Below are 23,578 nucleotides of genomic sequence, written 5' to 3' on the forward strand. Positions count from 1 at the left end.
TGCTTGTTACAATTGATGCTCGCTGAACAGAATAAGAAAGCGCCCCCCGGATGCCGCCGCCTCCAAAGATAGTTGTGGTCGACACTAACTGCTACGTCCGCCTATTGCATTCGCCCCTTCGCCCATTGCTGGGCAAGGTTGTTTCCGGACACAAGCTAATGACGACCGTCGACCTTGCCGCGGAGACACTCGGCAATGGCGGTCTGGGCGGTCGACAAGCGTGGTTGGCTTCAACGGAAGTTCAAGCAGAGCTGGCCGGGGCGACGCTGAAATTTCGTGAACCCAAGACAAGCCGAATGGCGAAAGAAGCCAATGACTTTCGACGAATCGGCAACTCCATCCTCCGCAAGGACTGCGAAGCGAAGGGAATTCTTGTCCGCACGCTCTCAATTGTCGATGCGCGCGCCTGGGCTGCGGCCGCAGTTCTGGACGGCGTCCTGGCGACCGATGAGTGGCCTCTTCGACTCGTCACGCGCCGCGCCGACGTCGACGACGACGGCAACAAGCTCGCGTTATTCTCATCCATCGACTTGGTCCATTTGCTGGAACAGGCCGGCGCCATGACTTCGCCGCAGCGAGTCGATTTGATGCGCAGTTGGAAGCTTGCCGGCGAAGCGCTGCACCGGGAAGCGGATGAGGACTACCGTCGTCTGTTTGGAGAAGACCCGCCGGACGCTCAGGCGGAAATCGCCCACAAAGCGTGAGACAACTCGGTGGCATCGGCCAAACCGATATTCAACGCCGACGCGATGAAGGACGGAGAGCGACCGCCGTTCTCTTTCTGCCATCTGCCAAGCGCCCTGAACACAGGCGTGCGAAACACTTCTTCGCTCTTGACAATATATTCAGCCGCTGTGGGGGTGTCGGTACCGAATAACAAGCTGGCAGCAGTGGCCGCGGACCTCCGCGACTGCTTCCACGCCGCATAAAAACGCGATGTTGCCAATCCCGTAACCCTCTCACCTCGCGCTTCAGCGATGCGGTCCGCCGCCTTAACTACGGTCACGACGGAGATGTCGTACTTTCCTGAGAACCAGTTGGCAACCGCCAACGGCTCCGCGGACTCGCGCATTCCTGCCAGGGCCTGAGCAGCCAATTCATCTGGGAACAGGAGATGCTGAGCAAACTTTTCAGCAAATTCCTCGCCCTCGTCACCCTGTAGCTTGTGCAAGGTCAGACAATGACCGTACTCATGGGCAAGCCAGTACTTGAAGTCGTCCTGACGACACCCGAGATTGAAGACCACCCAGGATGATTTTGAGTTCGGCAAATAGACGCTCATCGCGTTCTCGTGCCCGTCCCTGTTGCCTCCCCAAAAAACCGGGACCAGGAATGCGCCAAAATCATGGAAGAGCTCAAAAAGCTGCTCCTTTGAGAAGACATCCGTGGCGCTGAGCTTCAAGGAGGCGCGCACCGCAGAGGCCGTTTCCCTGATAACAGATTCATCCAGAGAAGGCACCCTCAAATGCGGGGGCTCGAAAAGCGTCTTGGAGTCGGTCAAAGGCAACAACTGACGCAAGTGTCTGCCCACCTCGTCGCCAGCATCCTTGGCCGCACCAGTCACAGCCCGATTGTTTCGCATGCGAAACGCCACGACAGGTTCCGGCTCCTCAGCAAGGAGCACCTCGTCAACGGACAGTCCCAGCTTTTCTGCCAAAACGGCCAGCTTGCCCGGCCTGGGCATCGACTCCTCGGCAAGCCAGTTCGATACGGCCTCCTTACTCACCCCGCAATTTTCGGCCAAGGCCGTTTGCGAGAGGCCGAGGGAAGTCATCTTCGACTTGAGGAGGGACACGTTCAGCATGGAGTCAGAAATTGTAACGGGACGGCCACTCTGAGTCAAGTTCCGTCAAGTTGGGGAGTATAGACAGTCGGGGTTTTCCCGTCGAACGCGCCCCAAAACGCCATGCGTGTCCATCAGACGTCGCCCGCGGGTCAGGAGGCGGCGGTTCGGGAACGATGATGCCGCCGAACGGCGCCTGTCATTCAGCTGGCGTGCAGCCACTCCGAAACCACGCGTCGCCCATAATTGACGACTTGCGACTTTCCTGCCGACCGCGCCCGTCGGAACGCAGTTTCCATGGCCGACACTGAAAATAAGCCCGACTTCGACTTGCCCGCCCTACGAGTTTTCGTGGGTGGCGAGACCCCGACTGAGCGTCGCGATGCGTTGACGTCGCTCATTGCTGCGAAATTTCTGCCCAAAAATGCAGACCATGAGGCAGTTCGCGCAGGACGGGACCGGCTCCTGAACGACGCTGTCGAGGCCGTCGACCCCGCTCACCGGCTGCTCTCAATCGCAGAGGCTATTCGACTGACTCAGGTCGTCAAGCGATGGCTGCCAGACATATCGAACCGGCTGCGCCCTGCCTTCGACAGAGAACTTCCACCCCTACGGCTTCTGCCGGAAGCCGATGACCGGTTGAACGTAGCTCGCGCATGCGGCTTGATGAGCAATGCGTGGCTAGTCGCTTATGTGGCTCAGTCTATTGCAGAGGAAGAGCAAGGCGAGAAGACGCGAGCGGAGCTCATGGGTGTTCTGCTTTCTCGAGTAGGCACCCTTGTCGAGGCAGTGAACACGATATCCATGTTTATTGAGAAGGTAAGGCCTCAGACTGATGAACCGGCCAACAGCATGGCTAAGCGATTGACTCGCGTGCTCTACGCATTGCGGACTGCCTTGATTGAAACAGAAAACGAGACCGGCGCTCAACTTGGGAAAGCTCTTCAGCAGTTACTGGTAAACGCTTTCATAGAAGTGGGACGTCCGCAAGATGAAAAAGCCCAGGCCGAGTTGGCGAAGGAATTACTTCTAACGGTGCATGACATCGTGCGAACGCGCCTGTCGGTCGTAACGGAGGCGAGTATCTACTTGCCGGTCGCTTACAGTAAGCAGCTGTGCGGAGGCACATGGCCACAAGAACTTGCGAGGCCGCTTGCAAAGCTAGCAAGCAATGTGTGCGAAGCGCTAGTCCTGCTCGGCCGACAAGGCATGCGGGACCAAATGCTGTTAGGCCAGCTGGAGGTTCTGACTAAGTATCCCGAACGTGCTCGGGCGATAGCTCGGGAGCTTGCGGAGCGTCACCCGGAATTGAATGAAGAAGTCCGAGACTGGTTGGAGTTTGGGCGCATCAGGCCCGAACGCACGGGTAATGCAGCGCAAGAGGCTGCTGCGAGTAACGCTGATGCCGCTATCGGACTGGCGCTTCAGGCGGCTCGCCAAGTCCTGCAGTCATCGGAGGGTTTGCGCGAACGCTTGCTTTCGAGCTTGGAGATTTTTGAACCGGCACTTCTCGGCGTCACCAAGGAATCCTTGGACAAAATCAAGGCACTGGCAATCCAAGTTGAGCAGGCCGCAAGCCTTCGTGCGCTTCAGTTATTGGGTGTGCCCGGCGAAGAAATTGAAGCATCGCCGAAGTACTTTGAGGTGGTTGGCGGCGAGCCTCGACAGCGAATGGTGGTTCGGCAGCCTGCAGTGGTCAAAATCAAAACCGATGGCCAACCGGGAGACGCTGTTTTACGGGGCCTCGTCGAATAATCACAACGTGGAGGAGTTGAGACAATGGACAAGAAGATTGCAGCCTACTTGCTGGCCAGCTTGGTTCAGCGCATTAACCGAGACCAAATTGGTTCGGTTTCCGACCAAGAAAAGGAGGCGCTTGCGTATGCGCTTAACTTCCTTTCGGACGGAGACATCCCAAAGGGCACTCCAACAATCGTCGAGGCGCCACCAGCGGTAGTGCCTCCAGTCGCACCCAAGACCGAGACTCCGGCCAAGAAAGCTCCGCCGCCGCTTCCAAAAATTTCCCTCGATTTGCGGTCCCTGGACCACCAAAAGCCAATGGCGGCGAGTGCAATTCTGTGTTTGGATTTTGGAACCGCAAGGTCAAAAGCATTTGCCTCTACCGATAGTGAAGAGCATCTCGACCTAGAGCTCGGAAAGGCTGCAGGCAATGAAGGCTATACGCTCCCGTCATCGGTTTTTATTGCCGCGGATGAGAAAGCCTACTTTGGAGCAGAGGCAATCGATAAAAGCTTAAGCGGGACAATTGCAAATCGAGAGCGCTTGGATTCAATTAAAAGTTGGCTGAGCCTCCGCGAAGAAGGCGATTTGGACAGTGAAGCAGTATCTGAAAACTACAACCCAACTCATTTTACGCTGACCGAGGGCGACCTTATTCGAATTTATCTAGCATATCTCACTGATATGGCATGCGTCAGTTTGGCCGAATGGAAAATCGATGATGAGGAAGTTGGCAGATATGTTCTTCGCAGATTCGCACGCCCATGTGGCAAAAATCCAAAGCAAGCTGCGTGGGTAGACAACCTTATGAAGCGCCTCCTTGCGGAGGCGCAGATTTTGGCGGACACGTTTCACGGCAAATGGTCAGGAGGAATCTCCATAGCTGAAATTAAGGCAGCCATAGAGGAGGTTAAGAGTCTGCCGAATCGACCGGACTACCTCATTGCCGAAGGAGTTCCGGAGCCGGTTGCAGTTGCAGCCGGGGCAGTGGCGACCAGCGACAATCGAATAGATGCCTATATGGTTGTCGATGCAGGCGCCGGCACGACCGATTTTGGGCTATTTTTCGTAATTAGAAATAAGCACAATGGCGACCCAAAGGTTTTTCAAGTTAGCGCATCCATTAAAGGATTGAACCAAGCGGGCGACAAAGTCGATTTGCTTCTTCAAGCGTTTATTCGCTCGAAAGAGTCCATCGAATCCACAAGCATTTCAGGAAAGCTGGTAGAAGCAGATTTGCGCCGCCGAGTGCGAGTTTGGAAAGAGCTTCTATTTTCAAATTCCAAACTTGACTATGTGCTGGCGGACAGCACCATCGGCACAATTACGCTTGAAGATTTTCTGCAGACCCCAGGAATGCAACAGTTCAGCAATCGTCTTGAAGAGGGATTCAGGGGCGCACTTGAAATGGTAGATGGAAGCTACCTAAAACACCTGGCGACCGACCCTGTTCGCCTGCAGGTGATTCTCACTGGCGGGAGCTCCAAGCTTACGATGATGAGCGACCTCGCAAAAGGATACATCGAAGTCAAAGGAATGAAAATCCGACGCGAGCTAGCAAATGCTGCCCCAGAATGGCTGGTCGAAGAAGCGAGCGAAATGCATACGGTTTATCCACAGCTTGCAGTGGCAATTGGGGGTGCGTCCAGAGACCTGCCATCTACAGATTTTGGGCCGGAAGAGTTCATTCGTGTAACTCGACCAACGTATGTAGCGGGAAGCATGCGCGTGACGGGAACCTGATACGTCTGGGATTTGGCGACCTTGCGCGCACGATTGCCGGATTTTTGGTCGCCAATTCCTTCGCGCACGAGTCTCAAAACTGAGTCGGCCGGGTCGGAATCAGCCCCATGGACGAGGGGCTGCTCCAACTCCGGCCTCTCTCCTCACAGAACGTTTTTGACTTTGTTCAGCAAAGTGCCCAAGAACTGCCCCCAAAACTGGGTGAGGTCTCCGTACTGGTCAACTGGATTTGCGTGCATAGATTCGGCCTTGCCATAGGCGATAAGGAGCAGCGACATAGCCTCCACACTGCGACGCGCCGCCTTCACTGCTTCGTCGCCGGACACCGTGCCGGGGTCTCGCTCTGAGATTGCTTTCAGGGGCTCCCACATCTCGCGGTAGAACGGATGGCGCGTATTGAGCCGGATGATGACCTGGTCAGCAACGTGCGTGGTGCTCAGGAAAATATTCCCAGGAAAGCTAACCGACTCGATGACGAACGGCAGCGTCTTCTTGTCCTCGATGTACTTCTTCTGTTCCTCGGGCCTCGTGAAGCCGGCGTCTTCTGCTAGCTCCTTAAGTGCGACTTCAGCTGGCGGCGTGTCCTCCTGCGGCTCCACGCGCGGCTTAGGCATGACCGCATCAACCTCCTTGACAGCGTCCAGGATGGCCGCGTGCTCCCCAGAGGCTTCGTGCTGCTCTCGGGCTGCGACGCCCCAGGTCTCGTCGATGAGCTTGCGTGCGGTCGGGATGTGCTTCTTCAGATGCTCACGCAGCTTGTCGCGGAGTTCGCCATGCGGTTCCACGCCACGCTTCACGTTGCGAATGCCGAAATAGTCGTCCAGCTCTGGGTCAAACGAAACCTCGATGCCGATAAAGCGGTCCATCTCCTGCACACCGCCAGGAAGGATGCGAGGCACATTAGAGTAGGCCACTTCACGGTTCTTGCGGACGAAGCTGAGCGCACCTTCGTTCTCTGGAATGCGCAGAGATTTGGCCAAGGTGTCACCGCCGAGGCCTCGGCGACGCAGGACCTCCTTGGGGTAGAGCGTCACACGCAAGTGCGCTGCGTGTTGGCCAATTTTTACGGTGTCCTCGCCAATTGTGGTTGCGCCGTAGTGATGCAAGACACCCTTCTTGAGGTCGTCACGCTTGTACTCTTTGTTGAGCACCGTATCGGCCCACGTCCGGTCCAACAGCATCAATGGGTCATGCGGGATGAGCAACGAGTCGTTGATGGAAATCTTGATACCCCCATCGAGGAAATGTCGGAAGATGCGCGACAGTTCCTTTTCCAGCTCTTGGCGCAGCTCATTGAAGTCGCGCGCCGCGCGCCCTTCCTCCAGACGGTCAACGTTGGACCAAAGCACGACCGTGCCGGTTTCCTTAGGAAAATCCAGCTTTAGGTCAGCCGGAAGCTCTGCGGGCGCAGGCGCTTTCAACACAACCGACTTTCCCAAGCCCTCATCCACTAGCGCTTCATTGAGGTCAAAGTGAACATGAAGCCACTCCGAATCGGGCCGATTGCGACTCCATACGTCGATGCGGCGACCGAAGTTCAATGCCGCAAGCTTCGCGCCGACGCCGTATTTGCCAATAGTGTCTGAGCGCATGTATCGCGACGAGTAGCCCAATACCAGATAGCGATGCAGGATATCCGCCGGCATACCGTCACCGTCATCCCGAATTGCGATGCGATGGACGCGCTTCTTTCCACGCTCCTCACTCTGTTCTAGCAGGACCGAGATATTGTTGGCATTGGCCTCTATGCTGTTGTCGATGACCTCGCCCAAGGCCGTGGGAAGGCTGTGGCCAGAATCGCGGAGCGACAGCAGTGCCTGTCCCGTCTGAATCATGGCGATATCGGCGGTTGCGCTCGTGGGAGTATCAACAGTAGTCATTTCAGTTCCTCAGGTTTTTGCAGCCGTCGCCATGGGGTCGGCGGCCACCGTGGGCGCAGCACTGGTGTTCAGGCTAGGGCGCAACAATTGCGACCATGCCTGACAGTCCCCCGTGCTGCAGAAGGGGCAACTGTTGGGTTCCCCGGCCGGTCGGGCCGGGTGAATCTGGTTTATGAGCTCGGCAGTCATACGCAGGGAGTGAAACCACGCCGACTCCAGCCGATATGCTTGCTGTGGAGTCTTACTGGTCTTCCACGCGACATGCGTGGCCGAGGGGAGCAGAGAGTGGCCGACCAAGCGAGTTTGGACGCAGTTGTCCGAGCGGCCCACATAGAACGGCATGCCCATCCTTAGCAGCACGTACGCGCCAGGTCTGTCGGGCGGCACCAGCGCTCGAACGACTGAGGGCGTGGCCAGGAAGGCGAATTCCCGAGGCTCATCGAACAGGAGCTCAGCAGATGAGGCCATGGGCGTCTCCGCTGCGCTGTTCGGCAGTAGTCAGCCAGAGCTCCGTCTGGACAAACCGTTCAGCAGCATGCGGGTGCAGCATCCCACGCCACGCCAGATAGCCCGAGCGAATAGGGTGACGCTCAAAGGAACGAGGTGCAGGTGGATTTTTGTCCGCAGATGGCTCGGCGATGAGCTTGGACCGGACCTGCAGCTCAATGAGACTTTTGGCCTCCGCCAACAATTCCTGCTCGGGGGCGGTCCCACGCGCACTCGCGCTGTTGAAAGCCAGGTCAAGGGCTCGTTCAGCGATGCAGTAAGGAGAGGAACCAGGACGATGCTTCGAAAGAAGCGCCTGGAAAGCAGCGACAGCGCGCGAATGCGCCTCGACGTCAGAGATGATGGTCATGGTTCGCCTTTGTGTGCACGACCGCCCCGTTGGGGTACAGCCACGCCTTACTCGACTACAAGCCGACCTATTTCTGCTGCTCCACCCCACAGGTAGAGCAACCCGGACAGCGATAGGCACTCTAGAAGATGTTCAGCCAAGCGTCAATACAGGCAGTGTTGTTGAGCACCAACGATGCGAGGCGGCGAAGCGTCGCCAGCACAACCCCACATAGCAGACCGCACGCGGCAGTGCGCCAGTTGACAGAGGTCGGGCTTGCCGAATGGGAGCAAGAAGTAGGATACTGTTGTTTTATACAGTTAGACCTGATTCGGTCGGTGGCGGAGTCGCGTTCAAAGCGTCAGCCAATCGAAGTCATCCATCGATAGCCATGGACTATCCTCAAATAGTGAAGGTCTCGGCGCGACGACGGACTGGTGAGGTCCTCCAGTTAAACTACCTTGTAAATGATTCAGCTACCTTCCGAAGCCCCTCCGCAGTTCTCGGGGCATGAGACCTTCCCCCTGCGTCAGCTATGGCTTCGCAAGGCGTACGACGCAGTCATTCAGTTTGATGAGCCTGCCCCGCGTTCGGTGTTCGCAGACGAAGAGGCCATCGTGCGCTTCGGCGTGGGCAAGAACATGGCCATGTCCATTCGGTTTTGGGCGACGGCCTGCGGAATTATTGAAGATGAGGGGGGATACGTCCCCACTCGCCTCGGAGACCTGCTTTTTAACAGCAAGAATGGTCTCGACGAGTACTGCGAGCACCCTGCGACTACATGGCTGATGCATTGGCAAGCCGCAAGTACCCATGAGAAGACAACGACTTGGTGGTTTCTCTTCAATCATGTCGTGCAGCAGGTATTTGACCGCGAGTTCATTGTGAATTCGCTCTCCGGGTTGGTGGCCGAGCACAAGCTCCGCATCTCAATGGCCACGCTCAAGCGTGACGTCGAATGCTGCATCCGAAGCTACGTGCCGCGCCTTGGGGGCGACTCTCCTGAAGAAATGAGTGAGCCCCTCCTCGGCGAACTTGGCCTCATTCAGCAGAACGCCAAGGGCGCCTTCGAATTTCGTCGTGGCTCTAAGCGCTCCCTGCCCGATGGCGTCTTTGCCTATGCACTATTGGACTACTGGGAACGCATGCCTCACGCTGGCTCAGTCATGGCATTTGACCGGGTGGCCTATGACTACGGCTCGCCCGGTCGCGTGTTCAAGCTTGATGAGAACGCAGTTGCGGACAGGCTGATGGCACTCGAGGATTTGACCCGTGGCCAAATTCAATGGACGGAGCAGGCAGGCATTCGGCAAGTGACTCGAAAAGACGCTGCGCTGAAGAGCCTTACCGAATACAAGTACAAGCTTCTGGAGAGTGCCTATGCGTAAGCAATCTCGCGCCGCTGGCACTGAAGCAAAGATGTTGTCAGACGTCGTCACCATCTCTCGTCAATTCCTTCGCTCAGTTCGAATCGATACAGACGTCGGACGTGAAGATGCACTGTCCGGATACATTTGCCAGGGTACTGCGAGTTCTCTACTTGAGAACATGGCACGGCAAATCGCAGAGACTCGTCAGCGCGCATTCACCTGGACCGGCCCGTACGGCGGAGGCAAGTCGTCCCTTGCATTGATGCTGTGCTCGCTGGTAGGCGGACAGCCGAAAGTTCGAGCAAAGGCAAAACAGCTTCTTGGTTTCAAGGACGGGAGCCCGGTCCACAAAGTGTTCGAAGCCAAGGGTGACGGTTGGCTGGTCGTGCCCGTAGTGGGCAAACGCGCTGACGTAGTCCAAGAACTTAGCGCTGCCCTGGCCAAGGCACGGGGTCTGCCTGTCAATCGCAAGAAGCAGCCTGACATCGTGGGTGAGCTCATCGAAGCCGCGGAACGCCACCCTCAAGGCGTCCTCGTAGTTATTGATGAATTGGGTAAGCTTCTTGAGGCGTCTGCTCAGGATGGAGGAGACATCTATTTCTTCCAAGAGCTCGCCGAAGCTGCAAGCCGATGCTCCGGAAAGCTGGTCATCGTTGGCATCCTTCACCAAGCGTTTGAAGCCTATGCTTCGCGCTTGGGTCGGCAGTCACGCGATGAGTGGGCTAAGGTGCAGGGCCGATTCGTCGACATCCCGCTCGTTGCTGCTGCGGATGAGGTAATCGAGCTCGTCGGTAAGGCTATCACTGTTGAGGACCCGTCGTTTCCGGGAGAGGCTTCGAAGCTTGCAGACACGATTGCTGCAGCCATTCGCAATCGTCGTCCGGGAACGCCTGCGACACTGGCGGATTCACTACGTGCCTGCTGGCCGCTCCATCCAGTCACTGCCGCGTTGCTCGGCCCCATATCCCGGCGCCGTTTCGGCCAAAACGAGCGCAGTACGTTCGGCTTCCTAGCATCGCGCGAGCCGCTAGGCTTCGTGGAGTTCCTTAACGGCTATGAAGCGCAGTGGTTCACCATGTACGGCCCTGCCGCTTACTGGGACTACCTGCGCGCCAACCTTGAGCCCGCCATCGTCGCCTCCCCCGATGGGCATCGCTGGGCTCAATGCTGCGATGCGGTCGAGCGAGCTGAGGCCAAAGGCACTGATGTACACGTCAAGCTGACCAAGACCATTGCCCTGATTGAGATGTTCCGCAACGGGTCTGGCCTCGTTGCGGAAGGGCCTGTTCTTGCCGTTTCTACTCCTAGCGTGGACGAAGAGCAAATTCGCAAGGCTCTTGAGGAGCTTGCGGATTGGAAGGTTCTTATCGAGCGGAAGCACCTGGGTGCTTGGGGCATCTACGCCGGCTCGGACTTCGACATTGAAGCGGCCATCAACCTCGCGCGTGGTGAGATTGGCGAGCCGGACCTCGAGCACATCTCAACGCTAAGTGACCTGCAGCCTGTCCTCGCCAAGCGTCACTACCAAAAGACAGGGACCATGCGATGGTTCACCCGTGGAATTCTTCGATTGGACGGCATCGAGAGCGTCGTCGAGCACTTTGAACTCAAGGGCGCAAGCGCAGGGGCTTTTCTACTATGTCTCCCACCCCCTGGGCAGACCGTTCGGTCTGCGGAGCACCGCGTACGCCACACAAGCGCTGCCACGCGCATCAAGACGCTCTTGCTCGGCACCCCCAAGAACGCCGAACGCATTATCGAGCTGAGCCTTGAACTCTCTGCATCTCAACGCGTCATGAAAACTAGACCCGAACTCCACGGGGATTCCGTGGCACGTCGAGAAGTTATCGGCCGTATCGAGGCAATTCGAGCCTCTCTGGAGGAAGAGCTGGCCGACGCGTTCGAGCTTTCGAAGTGGTACAGCCAAGGGGCAGCAATCGAGACGAAGGGAAGCACAGTCCTTTCCGTCATTGCCTCAGACATCGCTGAAGAGGTTTACGAGAAGGCACCCCACATCTTTAGTGAGCTAATCAACCGTGAGGACCCCTCTAGCAACTCCGTGAAAGCTCGCAAGGACCTGATGAATCGCATGGTGACACATGCTCATCTACCCAAGCTTGGCTACGAAGGTTTCCCCGCTGATGCGGGGCTGTACTACACGGTGTTGAACGACCCCGGGCTTCATCGCTCTCGCGGCGATGACGGCTGGAACTTCGGTGACCCGAATTTCAACTCGCGAGGAACGTCCTACGAGAACTTCTGGTGGCAAACCAACCACGAGCTTCTCACTGAAGGCAAGTCCCTCACGCTTGAAGAGCTTTACACCGACTGGGCACGGCCTCCGTTTGGCATTCGAGCTGGCGTAATGCCTGTCTTGTCACTTGCTTTCTACTTGGCAAACCGCTCATCCCTTGCCCTGTATGTGAACGGCGTCTTCACGCCGGACTTGACCGACGCAGTTGTCGACGAGTGGACACTAGACCCCGGCCGCATTCGCTTCCAGCACGTGGAAGCCTCGAGGGACAAGGCCAAGCTAGTTAACGCTCTGGCAAAAACCATCTCGGAAAGGTCGAATACAGAAGTCGGTGCGGCGCCCCTCGACGTGGCACGCGGCTTGGTTGGACTTGTCGTCGGCCTGCCTGGTTGGACGAAGCGGACGACCACCGTTTCATCGAGAGCGCAGCAAGTTCGCGCAATGCTGTTGAAGGCGAGCGACCCATTGCGGGTCCTTTTCTCTGACTTGCCTACGCTGCTTGAAGCACAAGACCCCGCTACGTTAAATGCGCGCCTGCAGGCGGTAACCGACGAGCTGTCTGGTGCTTACCATCGCATGTTGACGAGCGTGCGTGTTCACCTGATGGAAGCGCTTGACCATGGCGAGCGTCCGCTGGAAGACCTGCGGCAGCGGGCTACCACGGTGAAAGGCATGTCCGGCGACTTCAAGCTTGATGCATTCGCGACGCGTCTTGAGACCTACGACGAGTCAGACGAGACTGTTGAGTCACTCATCAGTTTGACTATTGACAAACCTCAAGCCGCGTGGGTCGACAGAGACATTGACGCTGCGATGGCAAAGCTTGCTGAGTGGGCAGTGGACTTCCGAAAAGCGGAGACCATGGCCCCGCTACGTGGCCGGCCTTCGACTCGTCGCGTGATTGGGGTTGTCTTCGGTGCAAGCCATGGCCAAGACGTCACGGGCTTCGTGGATATCTCTGAGTCAGATACACCTGCCATTGACCGCTTGGTGAAGCAATTCTTGGCTGAAGCCCAGGGCGAGCGTAAAGAGGTCATCCTGGCAGCGCTGGCGGAGGCCGGGGCAATGATGGTTAAACAACAGAGCAAGGGGAAGAAGAATGGCTGAACGTCACGTTCTGGGACTTTCTGGCGGCAAGGATAGCGCCGCACTTGCTGTGTACATGAGCCTGAACCATCCCGAGATTCCGCTGGAGTATTACTTCACGGACACAGGCAAGGAGCTACCCGAGGTTTACGAATTCCTGGGGAAGCTTGAAGGGTTTGTCGGACGCAAGATTCACTATCTGAACCCGCATCGAGATTTCGACTTCTGGCTGAGAACATATAACAACTACCTTCCCTCACCCAGGACACGGTGGTGCACGCGCAAGCTGAAGCTTGAACCATTCAAACATTGGATTCGGCCGTCTCTAGAAGCGGGCGACACGGTCTACAGCTATGTGGCTATCCGCGCCGATGAAGAGCATCGCGAGGGAATGGTCGCCCAACATGAAAACCTTATCGTCAAGATGCCGTTCCGTGAACATGGCGTCGATAAGCCAGGTGTGTTCGAACTGCTCGAAGGCTCCGGCCTCGGCCTACCCAAGTATTACGACTGGCGCTCTCGCTCAGGTTGCACCTTCTGCTTCTTCCAGCAGAAAGTCGAATGGGTACGTCTGAAGGAACACCACCCCGAGGCTTTTGAGGCTGCCAAGGCGTACGAGAAGAATGCCCTTGAGCACGGGTCGCCGTTCACCTGGAGTCAAGGAGAGCCGCTGACGGACCTAGAACAGCCTGAGCGGGTTGCAGAAATCATGACCGACTTTGAGAACCGCAAGCAGCGTGAGTTGGCACGTCGTAAGCCCAACCCACTGCGTGTAATCCCCATCGAACCAGTTGACATTGACGACCTGTACCTTGAAGACGAAGGCGGTGGAGCCTGCCTCGTATGCCACAAATAACTCGAACTTCAGGAGAATAACGTGCCAAGTCCAGGACAGAAGATTTTTGACGCCGAGTCAGAAGGTCTCTACGACTTCGTATCGAAGAACGGGCGCGGGCTCTATATCCCGCCTTATCAGCGCGACTACGCCTGGGACAAGACAAACGTCGAGCGTCTCATCGACGACACGATTCAAGGCCTAAACGCACTGCTAAAACGGCCAGATGAGTCCATAACGTTCATCGGGACCATCATCGCAATGAACGACTCAAAGAAGTCGACCATTAGCCCTCTCGTCAAGAACCAGGTCTACACGCAGGTCATGTCGGTAATTGATGGCCAGCAACGACTGACAACGCTGCTGATGCTGTGCCTGGCGCTTCTCCTCGAAATAGAAGTGCAGTGGGCTGAGCTGAAGAAGGGAAAGGCGAAGGATAGCGAAGAAGCTCGCCAATGGTTGGAGACGCGCGTCAACGACATGCGCGGATTGCTTTCCCAGATGCTGTCTGAGCGGCAAAATAACGGCGAGGGTGAGTTCAGGCATTTTCCAAAGATGATTCGAGCGTTTGTCGACACGTGGTCGTATGAGGCTGACAAGGCCAAGTACGACTCCCCAATTGCTTGGCTCCTGTTCGAGTTCGTGCGATTCCGGGAAGAACAAGAGCCAAACTGGGCGAAGTTCCCGAACATGCTGAAGGAGACCGCTGAAGGCGCAGCGAATGAAGGGCAGCGCAAGCACTTCATCAAGATGCTGAAAGTTATGCGCGACAAGCTGCGCAACCTTCCAGGAGATGACGAATTTCCAGAACTGCTTGGAATCGTCCAAGACGGTGACAAGCAGGACACGCTGTTCGGCGAGGAGTTTCCCGAACCGATGACGTCGGCTCTAGAAGCAATCCTGTCGCCTCAGTTGCTCGTAGCTCAGGCGGCCGCGCTTGACGGCGCAAAGCCAAACCCAGAAGATGCCCGCTCCAAAAAGTGGTGGGAGGCCTCCACCAACTTGGTTGCCCTGCTCTTTTTTTCGAAGTTCGCACTTGAACGCATCACCCTTGTCGTGGTCACCGCGACAACCGAAGACTTTGCTTTCGACGTCTTTGAAGCGCTTAATACAACCGGCCAGCCGCTGACAGCTCTGGAAACCTTCGTGCCGAAGGTCGTTCAGTCCGTGGGCATGACGAAGTACAACTCTTCCGAGGAAAAGAAGCAGCTAGAGATTGCTGGCGAGTACATCCGGCGGGTCAATCGAGCCGACGAGCGCCAAAAGCGGTCTGCAGACTTACTTGTCGCATTTGCCTTGGCTGAGCTTGGAGAGAAGCGCTCAAAGAATCTGGCGGACCAGCGCCGCTTTATGCGCGAAGCGTTCGACGCGTATGGCGACCGGCGACAACAGCAGGAGTTCATTCGACACCTCGCTGAGCTCTCTCGCTTCTTCGACAGTGTTTGGGTCAATGGCGCGGACAAGCCGAAAGTTGACGGACTGCCGTTGCCGGACCCGGCTGCGCTGTGCCTTCGCTTCCTTGTTGACTTCGGGCACACAATCACTGCCCCCCTCTTGGCGCAATATGCCGCAGAGGTCGGAGTGCAGAAGGACCCTGTCGAACGAAAAAAGGCGCTCGGTGTCTTCTGCGAAGTGGTCCAGGCTGTGACGGCTTTCACTGTGCTTTGGCGTGCGTCCCGCAGTACAACCGACCGCATTGACGAGGTGTATCGGTCCCTAATGGGAGATGGCTCTCCTGAGCACGGTGTGCCCGCTCTCGCCCGTGGTAAGCGCGGTGAGGGGCCATTGCCCAGCGTGAAATCGGTTCAAGCGGCACTTGTCGCCCGACTTCAAGCCGCAAGAATTCAGGCTGACGGAAAAAGCAAGAAGTACGGCGCAAACATCGCAGGCAAGGCGGAGTGGATTGAGAAGACAGTTTCTCAGCCGCTTTGGGAAATCAATGTAACGCTGGCCCGGTTTGTTCTGCTAGTGGCCTTCCACGACGTTGTTGAAGGGCCCGATGGCCACCTTACGCGGGGCAAGGCCGGTTGCAATCCGACGCTGTCCCTAGATGCCTGGGTTGGTGAACAACTTGCTACCGTCGAGCACATCGCCCCTAGGACGAAGTCCAACGGCTGGGCGCTCGACCTCTACGGCGACGATGAGTATGAGCGTTTGGGGAACCTGACGTTAGTGCCGACTCGCTGCAATTCTTCTTTGAGCAATCGCTCGTGGGACCAGAAGCGCTTCTTGTTCGCGGCTCTTTCTGCGAAGACGGAAGGCGAAGCACAGGCAGTCCTGAAGTCTTTGGCAGAGGCCGGTGTAGACGTTAGCGAAGTCGGTAGCAACCTCTATGCTGGCCAGTATCTGCCCCATGTTCATGCAATCGGCAGTGTGAAGGGCGATTGGAATCTGGAGGCGGTCAACGCACGTGGTCGAGAGCTCGCAGACCTGGTGTGGCAGCGACTCGCGCCTTGGGTGGGGATGGTCTAGCACTTGTTTGTCCGCAGGCGCGCAATTGGATTGCGGCTTGGTCGAATTCAAGGTTGATGGATATCCGCCCTCTAAATGGCCGACCCAGGTTCATCCTCCTTGGCAGCTCGCGCACGCCAGTGCGCAAAGCGCGGCTTGCCGCGCGGCGGCGCAGCGGAGCTGCGCCGACTCCCCCGCAGAACACACTCCCACAAGGCCGAAGCGAACATAATCCTCTACTTGATTCAAAACTGGGTGACTTCTGCGGTCAGCTGCGAGCCTCAGGGGCACCAGTGGGTATTGGGAAGGAACGGTCCACCAACTTCGCTCAAATGCTCTTCGACATAGAGCGAGGCTGCGTCGCGCACCTCCATGGCGAAGTCGAAGAACCTGAGGGAGGCGGGGTCGAGGTGGAAGCTCCAGCCAGGGTTGTAGTCGGCCGGCTTTGAAACGATAGTACCTTGAACTTGAGACTTGCTCGTCGTCGTGCCGGCGACCAGTTGGCGCGCGTGGGCAATGAGTTCGGCATTTTCTAGGCGGATGACAAAGGGACGCTTGTCCCCGTCCTCCATCTGAAAGTAGGCAATGGCCATCCTCGACATCCTGTCTTTCTGTTAAAGATAGCTGCTTATCGAACTTCGCCGGCCACGGAAGGCTGGCCCAGTGAAGAGCGCGTTCAGTAGTAGTGGTCCTTGACGCCGTCAACGACGGGCCAATGCTTGCTGATGCCGCGGTCCAGCCAGAAAGCGCTTTAGACAGATTGGGTGCTGCTAGCACTCGCTACACGTTGAGCGATGCAGCTATGCCTGCTCCGTAGCGCCACTCTCGGTTTTTCGATTACCTGCAGTCAGTCCACCCACCAACTTCGAGGCGGGCGACCTCTCGACTGAAGGCTCGGTGGGCCTCGCTCTGCCGCCGGCCACATCAGCAACGCTGGCTGCGTGCCGTGGTTTTCGCCGGCTTCCGACCGGCTCCTCGACACCGTTACCGAACCCCGTCGGGGCGGCACCCGTGTGACCGGCCCACGGCGCTCCAGCCCACTGCCTGATTGCCGTCGCTTGGTGTTTTCGCATGTCGTCAATGAGCACTTTAGAGGCGAAGTGATGCATCGCTAGAGGAAGGGTGAGGCATCGGCCTGCTCACTTCACATCGGCTTCGGGCCCTTGGCTGTCCCCTTCCTTCATCTGCAGTGCTGGCCAACGCGGACTGTCGGAGGTGAGACGAAGAACGCCCAACTTGTTAGTGTCATCGACACCCCTCCTAACTGCGGCTAGCTTTGAGTTCAGCCATCGCGTCTTGTACGCCGGAGTGCAAGACACGCAGACCATCGTCGACAGTGAGATGTCCATACTCTCGCAGGACCGTATCAAGCCTGTCGTGCAAGAGGTGCGCCACCGTGAGGTAGTCGCGTGGATGTCTTTTGAGATGGTCTGTTGCGATGATGTGGCGAAATACGTGCGGACCGAACCCCAACGTATCCGGCAAATACAGGGCGGTGAGAACCTGAATCCGCTTCCCAAGGCAGTCGGAGCTCCAGTTGCCAGCGCGCTCTAGCCCGTGCGCTTCGAGGGCAGTCTCTCCACGTGCTCGGCTCTTGTCCCTCCTTGACCAAGTCACGCCCTCGTCGTCTGTTCGGGGACCTCGGACAAAGGGAAGAAGCAAGTACTCGTTTTTGTCTGCGTCCACGGCATAGGGTCTTGCCTCGGAAAGGTACCGATGAATCCAAGCATGCACCGAAGGCTCAACGGCAACGTCGTAGTCTTCGGCCGCAGCACCCTTCTGATTCTTGAAATCCGATGCCATGAACCGCATACGCCAGGCGCCCGAGTCGGAACGGTACAGGTTGCCAGAACCGTCCGGCCGGTATGTCATTACCGAGAAGTGACCGACCCGCAGCGGATTGCTGACCAAGAGTTTCACCATCAAGACGTCACGAATCCATGCCCGGTAGTCTCTGACGTGCGCGGGCGGCGGTGGATTAGCCTCAAGCGCTTGAACGAGTCGGAGCAGCGACTTCAGGGGATGAGCGCTGTTCAAGATTGATGCCGCGCGGTTCTGAGAGTCCCGAGAGCGAGTCAGCTTGCCTTCGTTCGTCAGCGCCTTGAGCTGAGCCTTGAGCTTTACGTGGGCCTGGGCGCACCTTGCTTGCCATTGCTGCTCATTGTCGTTTCCCCCGTACGCGGTGGGCAGACTGGAGGCAAGTGAGGGGTTGTTCCATACCCATCCGCTCTTTGGTGCCACGAAGGAGATGGCCATCTGCAAAAACGTCGACAGCCCGCGATGGCGGATGTTTCCCGCGCGCCGCCGCTTCCAACTGTTGAATCCACGTATGAACTCAGGCACCGCCAGCCACGCAATCGTATCGACGGCGTCATCCGGTATTCCCTGGCCTGAAGGCTTGGGCAGCCGGAGGTAACCGAGGAACTGGCTGATACTGTTCCACGCGACAGCGCCGGTAACGCACACCTGCCCTTCGTAGAGCATAGGCCATTGCACGCGCATACCAGTTCGGTCTAGCGGCTTGAGGCGCCAGGTGTTTGTCTTGTCAGCAGTTTCCCTTCCGGCATCGGTCTTGAACGCAAGGACGTCGACCCATTGCACTCTGATTCGCTTCGTTGGCCTGAGCGTGTAATTCGGAGTTTCGGCCTTGCCGCGCTGGATTCGCTTACCGTAAGCGGTGAGCGCCATCGGCGGCCGCTTCTCCTCGCGAGAATAGCGCGTCCTGCGCAAAGGAGGGAGTCTCGACAGTAGCGCATCGGCCTCGAAGCCGAGTGCGCCGGCGAGTGCACGAACCGCGTCCATCGAGCAGCTCTGCGGCAGATAGGGGCCGGTGAGCCAGCGATTCAGGGTGGGCGGCGTAATGCCTGCGCGACGGCAGGTTTCCGCCTTCGAGAGACCGCTCGCCTCCAGTGCAACCTGCAATGCCGCATGAAATGATTGGGGCAACGAGTCTGTGCGACTTTGCGCAGCAAACAGCCGCGCCCATTGAACTATCTGCTCCTGTCGGTCCTTTTGCGTCCGGGAGGCTAGACGCTCCGCATGTGCATCTGAGAAGCGCAGGAAGTGGCCGTCGAAATCGGTCGAGAACTCAGCTCCGACGAACGTTTCTGGCGCGAACGAAAATGTCCGCATCCAAAGGTTTAACGCTGACGCCATATTGGCCTGTTGCTTCGCGTTCTTGCCTCCCTTGGCCAGCATCTCGCGACCCAGTCGATGCAAGTCCTCATACCGCATCGTTGAGCGAGGAGATGACTGGATTGGCGGAAGTGTGGGGACAACTTTGAAGTTCGATGCGGCGGGCTGCTGTGCGAGCATTGGAGATACTGATAGTTTCGGTTTGTGATAACGGCTTCGTTACGCGAGGAATAACGGCAGATGCGTGGTCGACCTCGGAGCGAGTGGTGGGGTCCGACCGCAGTTCATTCGTAGCTGGTTGATGAAGACCAGAACGACTGCCGTTATTGGCAATCCCTCGCCTGCGAAGCTCTACAGGCGAGGCGGTGAGCCAAGGGCGTTCTCAGTCCACCTGACACCTATAGCAACCACGCGGAAAGTCTTGCGCTTTAGCTCGTTGCGGCGAAGGGTGAAGGCTGTGCGGCGCACGACCAGTCGGTAGGTTCGGTCGGTAAGCGGCGCTGCAAGCAGTGCACGTTGGCATCTATAGTGCTCAACGATTGAGAGCTCGCTATATGAGAGACCACGCGCTCTCTAGCGCAGCGCGAGGCGACGCTAAAGACGTATGGAAGGTCTGGTGTCCAACGCGCGATGAACGCATGACCCCCTTCGCAAATTTAGATGAGTTCGCCCGAGTACCCGGGCGCAGCACCCCAGGCAAGAAGCAGCGAGTCCGGTCGAATCCCGTCGCTGCACGTTTTGTGCTTGAAGTTACGCCGCTGGGGCTCCCGCATCAGCGGGCTGTCGGACGTTCGACAGCCCGTATCCGCATGCCGGCGGAAAGCCCGGAGCATGCGATATGACTGGCGCCAGCATCCATACCGACCGCGACTCCAAGTCGCGGCTACTGGAGGTCCTTAGGCCGCAGGGCGCCTCACAAATCGCTCAGGAGGCCCTCGCGATGGACTACCGTCCAAACTACAAGGAGCTTGAAGAAGCTCGACGCTGGAAAGAGGAGGAGGCATACCGTACCTATCACCCGGCGCGACCTGGCCTGAGCCACATGATGCCTCACCTGCTGCGCTCGGGGGCATTCACCGCCGGCGCGCCGAGCGGGCACGTCAGCGCGGTCTTTCAGGTTCACAGGCATGACAGCCTTGATGAACTCGTTCACGGACAGGAGGTTAGATACGAAGGACCACAGCTTGGCCAGTTTCACAAGCGTGTGCTCCTTGGGCTATTGTTGTTGGCCGCAGGCCGAGACGCCGACGTCACGCTCGCTTTCACCGCCGACGAGTTCCTTCGCTCTGTAGGACGCGACGTATGTACGTCAAATGTGAAGGCGCTTCGACGCGTTCTTTCGGACCTTCGCGCTGCCACGTTCACAGTGACAAGGTACGCTGGGGATAGCGGTGAAGTTTTCGGGTTCATTTCGGAAGCCGATTGGCTAGGTCGAGCGTTCACAGTGACCATGAGCAGACGGTTCGCATCCGCGCTTGAGACGCTTGGACGAACCTACATTCCCATGCATCAGCGAAATCTGCTCGCCGACGGACTTCAAACCGCTTTGGCAGACCTCATATGGGCAACAAAGGGGACCATGATTCAAGTCGCGGACCTCGCGGTGCTTTGGGGCCGTGAGCCGGTACAACTTGGGCGCGAAATTACACACGTGCTCGGAAAGCTCTGTGCTGCTGGTGTTTTGACTTCCTTTCGACGACGCAGGGGGAAGTTTGAGTTCGAGAGAGCCACTAAGCATTCTTCTTAGCTCTTGATATCTGCTCAAATTCGGGGTGAAAGTACCCACGTAGCAGCTTCGCTCCGTGGGTACTTTCACCTCTTTTCCCCGGTCTCCTGTCGTCAGCGTGCTCGAGATAGTGAAAGCACCCACGTTCGCGGCCCGCGGAGCCAATGCTGACGCGGCCCTTTTGACATCTTTCCTTACCCTTCGCTGCGCTTCGCTCAGCTCGGAGAGCTCATAGGCGTTCGCCGCGAGGCGGCTCTCGGTACCAGTATTTCAGCCACCGGCTCGAAGCTCTGCGTGAACGTTCTCCACTTGCCACAGGCCTGCGGCTTGGAAGGAGCCCGGATTGCGAGTGGACTTCATCCGTACCGAAGGAGACTCCGTGGGATACGTGGGTCTTTTCACTGGAAGCGAGTCCAGCGGGACGGATGTTGCGGCGGGGAGCGCTTGCCACCGCAAGTGAAGCATCGGTCGCGTGAACGGTGCCAATGCCGGCGGCCACGTGAAACAGCCCAGCCCATCGGAGACCTCGACCGGTCTTCCCGCCGGCGCTCGCGACACCGAGGTAGGCGTCGGCGACCTCAATCGCCCGCTGAACTGGCGCGTGCGCGACCTTTCGGCCGGCGCTCAGGTGCAGGTCAAGGTAAGCACGTCGTGAGGGGCGGAGCGACTTGCCGGCCGTCAGCATGCGGCCAATTGCGGACCTTCCCGAATCCGACAGAATGTTGCGGTAGCAGCAACCCCTTAACCTATCCTCATCCGCGTCTTCCATGTCGATTACTGTCCAAGACATCTTGACCAGCGCCGGATTGCGTGAGGCCCTTGAGGCCGGTCTCGATTTCCGACTCTTGGACGAAGGCGACATGGCTGATGACTGGTTCCGAGTCGACGCACCGGAGCGCTTCGTCACTGTGGCGCACCAGGGCGCCGGCGGGGTCTTTCTGCTGGGCCAATCCAGTGGGGCCATGCTGTATATCTCCTCCGAGGGTCAGGCCGGCATAGTTGCGGCGTCGTTGGAGGAGTTCCTGGGCCTTGGGGCAACGCATCCGTACTGGCAAGACCTGTTGAAGTTCTCGGGTGGCGGCAAGCTGGCGGAGATGCATCGCTGCGTTGAACTACTGAAGGCTGATGCACCGGACCTGTTGCTGGACGTCGAGGAATCCGTACGTCTCCTGCGCCGAATGATGACCCTGCCTTCTTCGGAGGCAGCGGTTGCGCTTCTGCATCGGGCTGTGGCGGACCTCGGCCTACTGGTGCGAGTGACCTCGCCTGAGGGCGACGCCTATGACGGTCTCTTCAACAACTTCACCGGTGACCATCTTCTGCGGTACGCGCAACCGCGGAGCGCTTAGGACGGCCGGCAGAATGCGGCCACAAGCCGACATTCGCTGCCCTGGTCCAATTCGCTCCGAAGCCGACCTTCGCGGCGGGAATACGACAACCTGTGCAGCTCGGTTGAGCGCCCGACGTGAAGTGCGTGCGTACAGACTGACCTCCATGAACAATCGGCCGATGACCATTCTGCTTTCCCGCCAGGAAATCGAACGCCAACTCAAGTCGCGTTGGGCTGATGAAATTCAACGCTCTCCGAGGTTTTCCGTCTACGTGCCTTCGATGCCTTCGGGCGAAGAAGCAGCGAGGATGCTGCAAGGGATTGAGAAGCAGATTTCCGAGCCCTTGCCATCTTCATTTGTGGAAGCGGCGATGCAGTGGGACCTCGGGCGGCTTGTACTGGGCGCATTCCCGTTTGCCAGTGACGGCGACTACCTCGCAAGCCTGCTGAAGCTGAATGCCGCAACCCCTGGATGCGAGTGGTGGGGTGACCGTGATGAATGCGAGCGGCCCGCCGGGTTGTTGGCGATTTCGCACGGCGACCCGTTCATGGTTCTCCTCGACACGAGTACAGGGGCCATCTACGCTCATGCGGCCGACGACGGGTCCGCGAACACTCGTCTAGTAGCGCCCTCCCTAGACCTCTTCCTGCGAGCAGTAGGGACCACCCTCCTGACCCACCATGACGTAGGGAATCGCCAGGAGTTCGTAGACGCTCTCGTCGTCGAGCTCATAGCGCCAAAAGGCAGACCGTTCTGGGAAGAACTTGCCATGATGTCGGAGCCGGCATGAAGCTCGGCCTCCAACAGCCGTGTCCGACCAACACCGGACATTCCAACCGCCTTCCCAATCTGATGAAAAACGAACCGTCGCTTGACCCCAACGGCTTTGTCGGCCATTGGGTCCTATGCCGTTGGAACGCAGATGCTGGCCAAGGCGGCCCTCATCCTGCAGACGCGAAGAAAATCGCGTCTGCAGGAGGCTGCACCGCTCTTTGCACGAGTATCGAGGAGGGCTACCTGGTTCTGTCGCTCGACGGGCAGCTCGTTCGCTTGATGCCTTTTTCCACCGTGCGCTTGCCCACTTCACCGCTCTATGCCAGGGGCTCCAAGGTTAGCGTTCGCTCCTCATCAATTCAGGGTGCGACCACGGCCGTGGTCGGGCTGACGTGGCACTTCAAAGACCAGACTTACGTCTACTGGTTGGATGGCACCAGCAAACGCTATGCTGAGGCCGAACTGGACCGCGTCGAGACTTGACGGCTGCCGGCCAACACCGGAAGTTCGTCGCGCCCCTCCAGTTTTTCATCTGTCGTGCCTCCTTCGAACCGTTCATGCCTTTTCATCGCCTCACACACTTCCTCGCTGCGCTGTTGCTTGGGCTCTTCACGGGCCTGGTCGTAGCTGGCCAA

Annotated in this window: 17 protein-coding genes; 12 read left to right on the forward strand and 5 right to left on the reverse strand. The window is 57.9% G+C overall.

All coding sequences use genetic code 11. From position 1 onward, the window contains the following. The first annotated feature begins 158 nt into the window (after positions 1–158). Positions 159–704, forward strand: a complete 546-nt coding sequence (locus QTI45_RS10395; protein WP_286654268.1) for a hypothetical protein — start codon at positions 159–161, stop codon at positions 702–704. Here QTI45_RS10395 and QTI45_RS10400 read toward each other — a convergent pair. Next, positions 677–1,804 (reverse strand): helix-turn-helix domain-containing protein, encoded by a 1,128-nt coding sequence (locus QTI45_RS10400; RefSeq protein ID WP_286654269.1) that lies wholly within the window; start codon positions 1,802–1,804, stop codon positions 677–679. The two genes, QTI45_RS10395 and QTI45_RS10400, sit on opposite strands and share 28 nt — an antisense overlap. 276 nt (positions 1,805–2,080) lie before the next feature. Between QTI45_RS10400 and QTI45_RS10405 the strand changes: the two genes are divergently transcribed. Continuing rightward, positions 2,081–3,538: a hypothetical protein gene (locus tag QTI45_RS10405; protein ID WP_286654270.1), complete on the forward strand. Its 1,458-nt coding sequence runs from the start codon at positions 2,081–2,083 to the stop codon at positions 3,536–3,538. A 24-nt stretch (positions 3,539–3,562) separates the two neighbouring features. Further along, positions 3,563–5,266 carry an acetate and sugar kinases/Hsc70/actin family protein gene (locus tag QTI45_RS10410; RefSeq protein WP_286654271.1) on the forward strand — a complete coding sequence of 568 codons (1,704 nt, stop codon included), beginning with the start codon at positions 3,563–3,565 and terminating at the stop codon, positions 5,264–5,266. Between the two features lie 143 nt (positions 5,267–5,409). Here QTI45_RS10410 and QTI45_RS10415 read toward each other — a convergent pair whose 3' ends face one another. Further along, a complete protein-coding gene (locus QTI45_RS10415) occupies positions 5,410–7,146 on the reverse strand; it encodes an ATP-binding protein (protein WP_286654272.1) in 1,737 nt (578 codons plus the stop codon). A 451-nt stretch (positions 7,147–7,597) separates the two neighbouring features. Continuing rightward, a complete protein-coding gene (locus QTI45_RS10420; RefSeq protein ID WP_286654273.1) occupies positions 7,598–8,002 on the reverse strand; it encodes a hypothetical protein in 405 nt (134 codons plus the stop codon). Between the two features lie 446 nt (positions 8,003–8,448). Between QTI45_RS10420 and QTI45_RS10425 the strand changes: the two genes are divergently transcribed. Genes QTI45_RS10425 through QTI45_RS10440 form a run of 4 tightly spaced genes read left to right on the forward strand, consistent with a single transcriptional unit; the run spans position 8,449 to position 15,998 of the window. Beyond that, positions 8,449–9,369, forward strand: a complete 921-nt coding sequence (locus tag QTI45_RS10425; RefSeq protein WP_286654274.1) for a DUF4007 family protein — start codon at positions 8,449–8,451, stop codon at positions 9,367–9,369. Then, positions 9,362–12,712 carry an ATP-binding protein gene (locus tag QTI45_RS10430; RefSeq protein ID WP_286654275.1) on the forward strand — a complete coding sequence of 1,117 codons (3,351 nt, stop codon included), beginning with the start codon at positions 9,362–9,364 and terminating at the stop codon, positions 12,710–12,712. Before QTI45_RS10425 ends, QTI45_RS10430 begins: the two co-directional genes overlap by 8 nt. Then, entirely contained in the window at positions 12,705–13,547 is an 843-nt protein-coding gene (locus QTI45_RS10435) for a phosphoadenosine phosphosulfate reductase domain-containing protein (RefSeq protein WP_286654276.1), read from the forward strand. The genes QTI45_RS10430 and QTI45_RS10435 overlap by 8 nt, the downstream gene beginning before the upstream one ends. Before the next feature lie 21 nt (positions 13,548–13,568). Then, positions 13,569–15,998 carry a DUF262 domain-containing HNH endonuclease family protein gene (locus QTI45_RS10440; RefSeq protein ID WP_286654277.1) on the forward strand — a complete coding sequence of 810 codons (2,430 nt, stop codon included), beginning with the start codon at positions 13,569–13,571 and terminating at the stop codon, positions 15,996–15,998. A gap of 260 nt (positions 15,999–16,258) precedes the next feature. Here the strand turns inward: QTI45_RS10440 and QTI45_RS10445 are convergent, their stop codons facing one another. After that, the gene (locus QTI45_RS10445; RefSeq protein WP_286654278.1) at positions 16,259–16,570 is read right to left on the reverse strand and encodes a BP74-related protein; all 312 of its coding nucleotides are present in this window, start codon (positions 16,568–16,570) and stop codon (positions 16,259–16,261) included. Positions 16,571–17,237: 667 nt separating this feature from the next. Continuing rightward, complete coding sequence (locus QTI45_RS10450; protein WP_286654279.1) at positions 17,238–19,175, reverse strand: helix-turn-helix domain-containing protein; 1,938 nt, start codon at positions 19,173–19,175, stop codon at positions 17,238–17,240. Between the two features lie 877 nt (positions 19,176–20,052). Between QTI45_RS10450 and QTI45_RS10455 the strand changes: the two genes are divergently transcribed. From QTI45_RS10455 to QTI45_RS10475, 5 genes are all read left to right on the forward strand, one after another. Next, positions 20,053–20,859, forward strand: a complete 807-nt coding sequence (locus QTI45_RS10455; protein WP_286654280.1) for a hypothetical protein — start codon at positions 20,053–20,055, stop codon at positions 20,857–20,859. A 451-nt stretch (positions 20,860–21,310) separates the two neighbouring features. After that, positions 21,311–21,493 (forward strand): hypothetical protein, encoded by a 183-nt coding sequence (locus QTI45_RS10460; RefSeq protein WP_286654281.1) that lies wholly within the window; start codon positions 21,311–21,313, stop codon positions 21,491–21,493. Positions 21,494–21,605: 112 nt separating this feature from the next. Continuing rightward, entirely contained in the window at positions 21,606–22,187 is a 582-nt protein-coding gene (locus tag QTI45_RS10465) for a hypothetical protein (protein ID WP_286654282.1), read from the forward strand. Between the two features lie 160 nt (positions 22,188–22,347). Beyond that, a complete protein-coding gene (locus tag QTI45_RS10470; protein WP_286654283.1) occupies positions 22,348–22,959 on the forward strand; it encodes a hypothetical protein in 612 nt (203 codons plus the stop codon). Beyond that, positions 22,956–23,426: a hypothetical protein gene (locus QTI45_RS10475; protein WP_286654284.1), complete on the forward strand. Its 471-nt coding sequence runs from the start codon at positions 22,956–22,958 to the stop codon at positions 23,424–23,426. The genes QTI45_RS10470 and QTI45_RS10475 overlap by 4 nt, the downstream gene beginning before the upstream one ends. Positions 23,427–23,578: the final 152 nt, after the last annotated feature.

This window comes from Variovorax saccharolyticus, assembly GCF_030316765.1.
GTDB lineage: Bacteria > Pseudomonadota > Gammaproteobacteria > Burkholderiales > Burkholderiaceae_C > Variovorax > Variovorax saccharolyticus.

Coding starts and splice junctions, on each gene's coding strand:
- QTI45_RS10410 (WP_286654271.1), top strand. CDS start 3,563: ATGGACAAGAAGATTGCAGCCTACTTGCTGGCCAGCTTGGTTCAGCGC.
- QTI45_RS10475 (WP_286654284.1), top strand. CDS start 22,956: ATGAAGCTCGGCCTCCAACAGCCGTGTCCGACCAACACCGGACATTCC.
- QTI45_RS10430 (WP_286654275.1), top strand. CDS start 9,362: ATGCGTAAGCAATCTCGCGCCGCTGGCACTGAAGCAAAGATGTTGTCA.
- QTI45_RS10465 (WP_286654282.1), top strand. CDS start 21,606: ATGTCGATTACTGTCCAAGACATCTTGACCAGCGCCGGATTGCGTGAG.
- QTI45_RS10445 (WP_286654278.1), bottom strand. CDS start 16,570: ATGGCCATTGCCTACTTTCAGATGGAGGACGGGGACAAGCGTCCCTTT.
- QTI45_RS10405 (WP_286654270.1), top strand. CDS start 2,081: ATGGCCGACACTGAAAATAAGCCCGACTTCGACTTGCCCGCCCTACGA.
- QTI45_RS10425 (WP_286654274.1), top strand. CDS start 8,449: ATGATTCAGCTACCTTCCGAAGCCCCTCCGCAGTTCTCGGGGCATGAG.
- QTI45_RS10470 (WP_286654283.1), top strand. CDS start 22,348: ATGACCATTCTGCTTTCCCGCCAGGAAATCGAACGCCAACTCAAGTCG.
- QTI45_RS10420 (WP_286654273.1), bottom strand. CDS start 8,002: ATGACCATCATCTCTGACGTCGAGGCGCATTCGCGCGCTGTCGCTGCT.
- QTI45_RS10455 (WP_286654280.1), top strand. CDS start 20,053: ATGGACTACCGTCCAAACTACAAGGAGCTTGAAGAAGCTCGACGCTGG.
- QTI45_RS10395 (WP_286654268.1), top strand. CDS start 159: ATGACGACCGTCGACCTTGCCGCGGAGACACTCGGCAATGGCGGTCTG.
- QTI45_RS10450 (WP_286654279.1), bottom strand. CDS start 19,175: ATGCTGGCCAAGGGAGGCAAGAACGCGAAGCAACAGGCCAATATGGCG.
- QTI45_RS10400 (WP_286654269.1), bottom strand. CDS start 1,804: ATGCTGAACGTGTCCCTCCTCAAGTCGAAGATGACTTCCCTCGGCCTC.
- QTI45_RS10415 (WP_286654272.1), bottom strand. CDS start 7,146: ATGACTACTGTTGATACTCCCACGAGCGCAACCGCCGATATCGCCATG.
- QTI45_RS10435 (WP_286654276.1), top strand. CDS start 12,705: ATGGCTGAACGTCACGTTCTGGGACTTTCTGGCGGCAAGGATAGCGCC.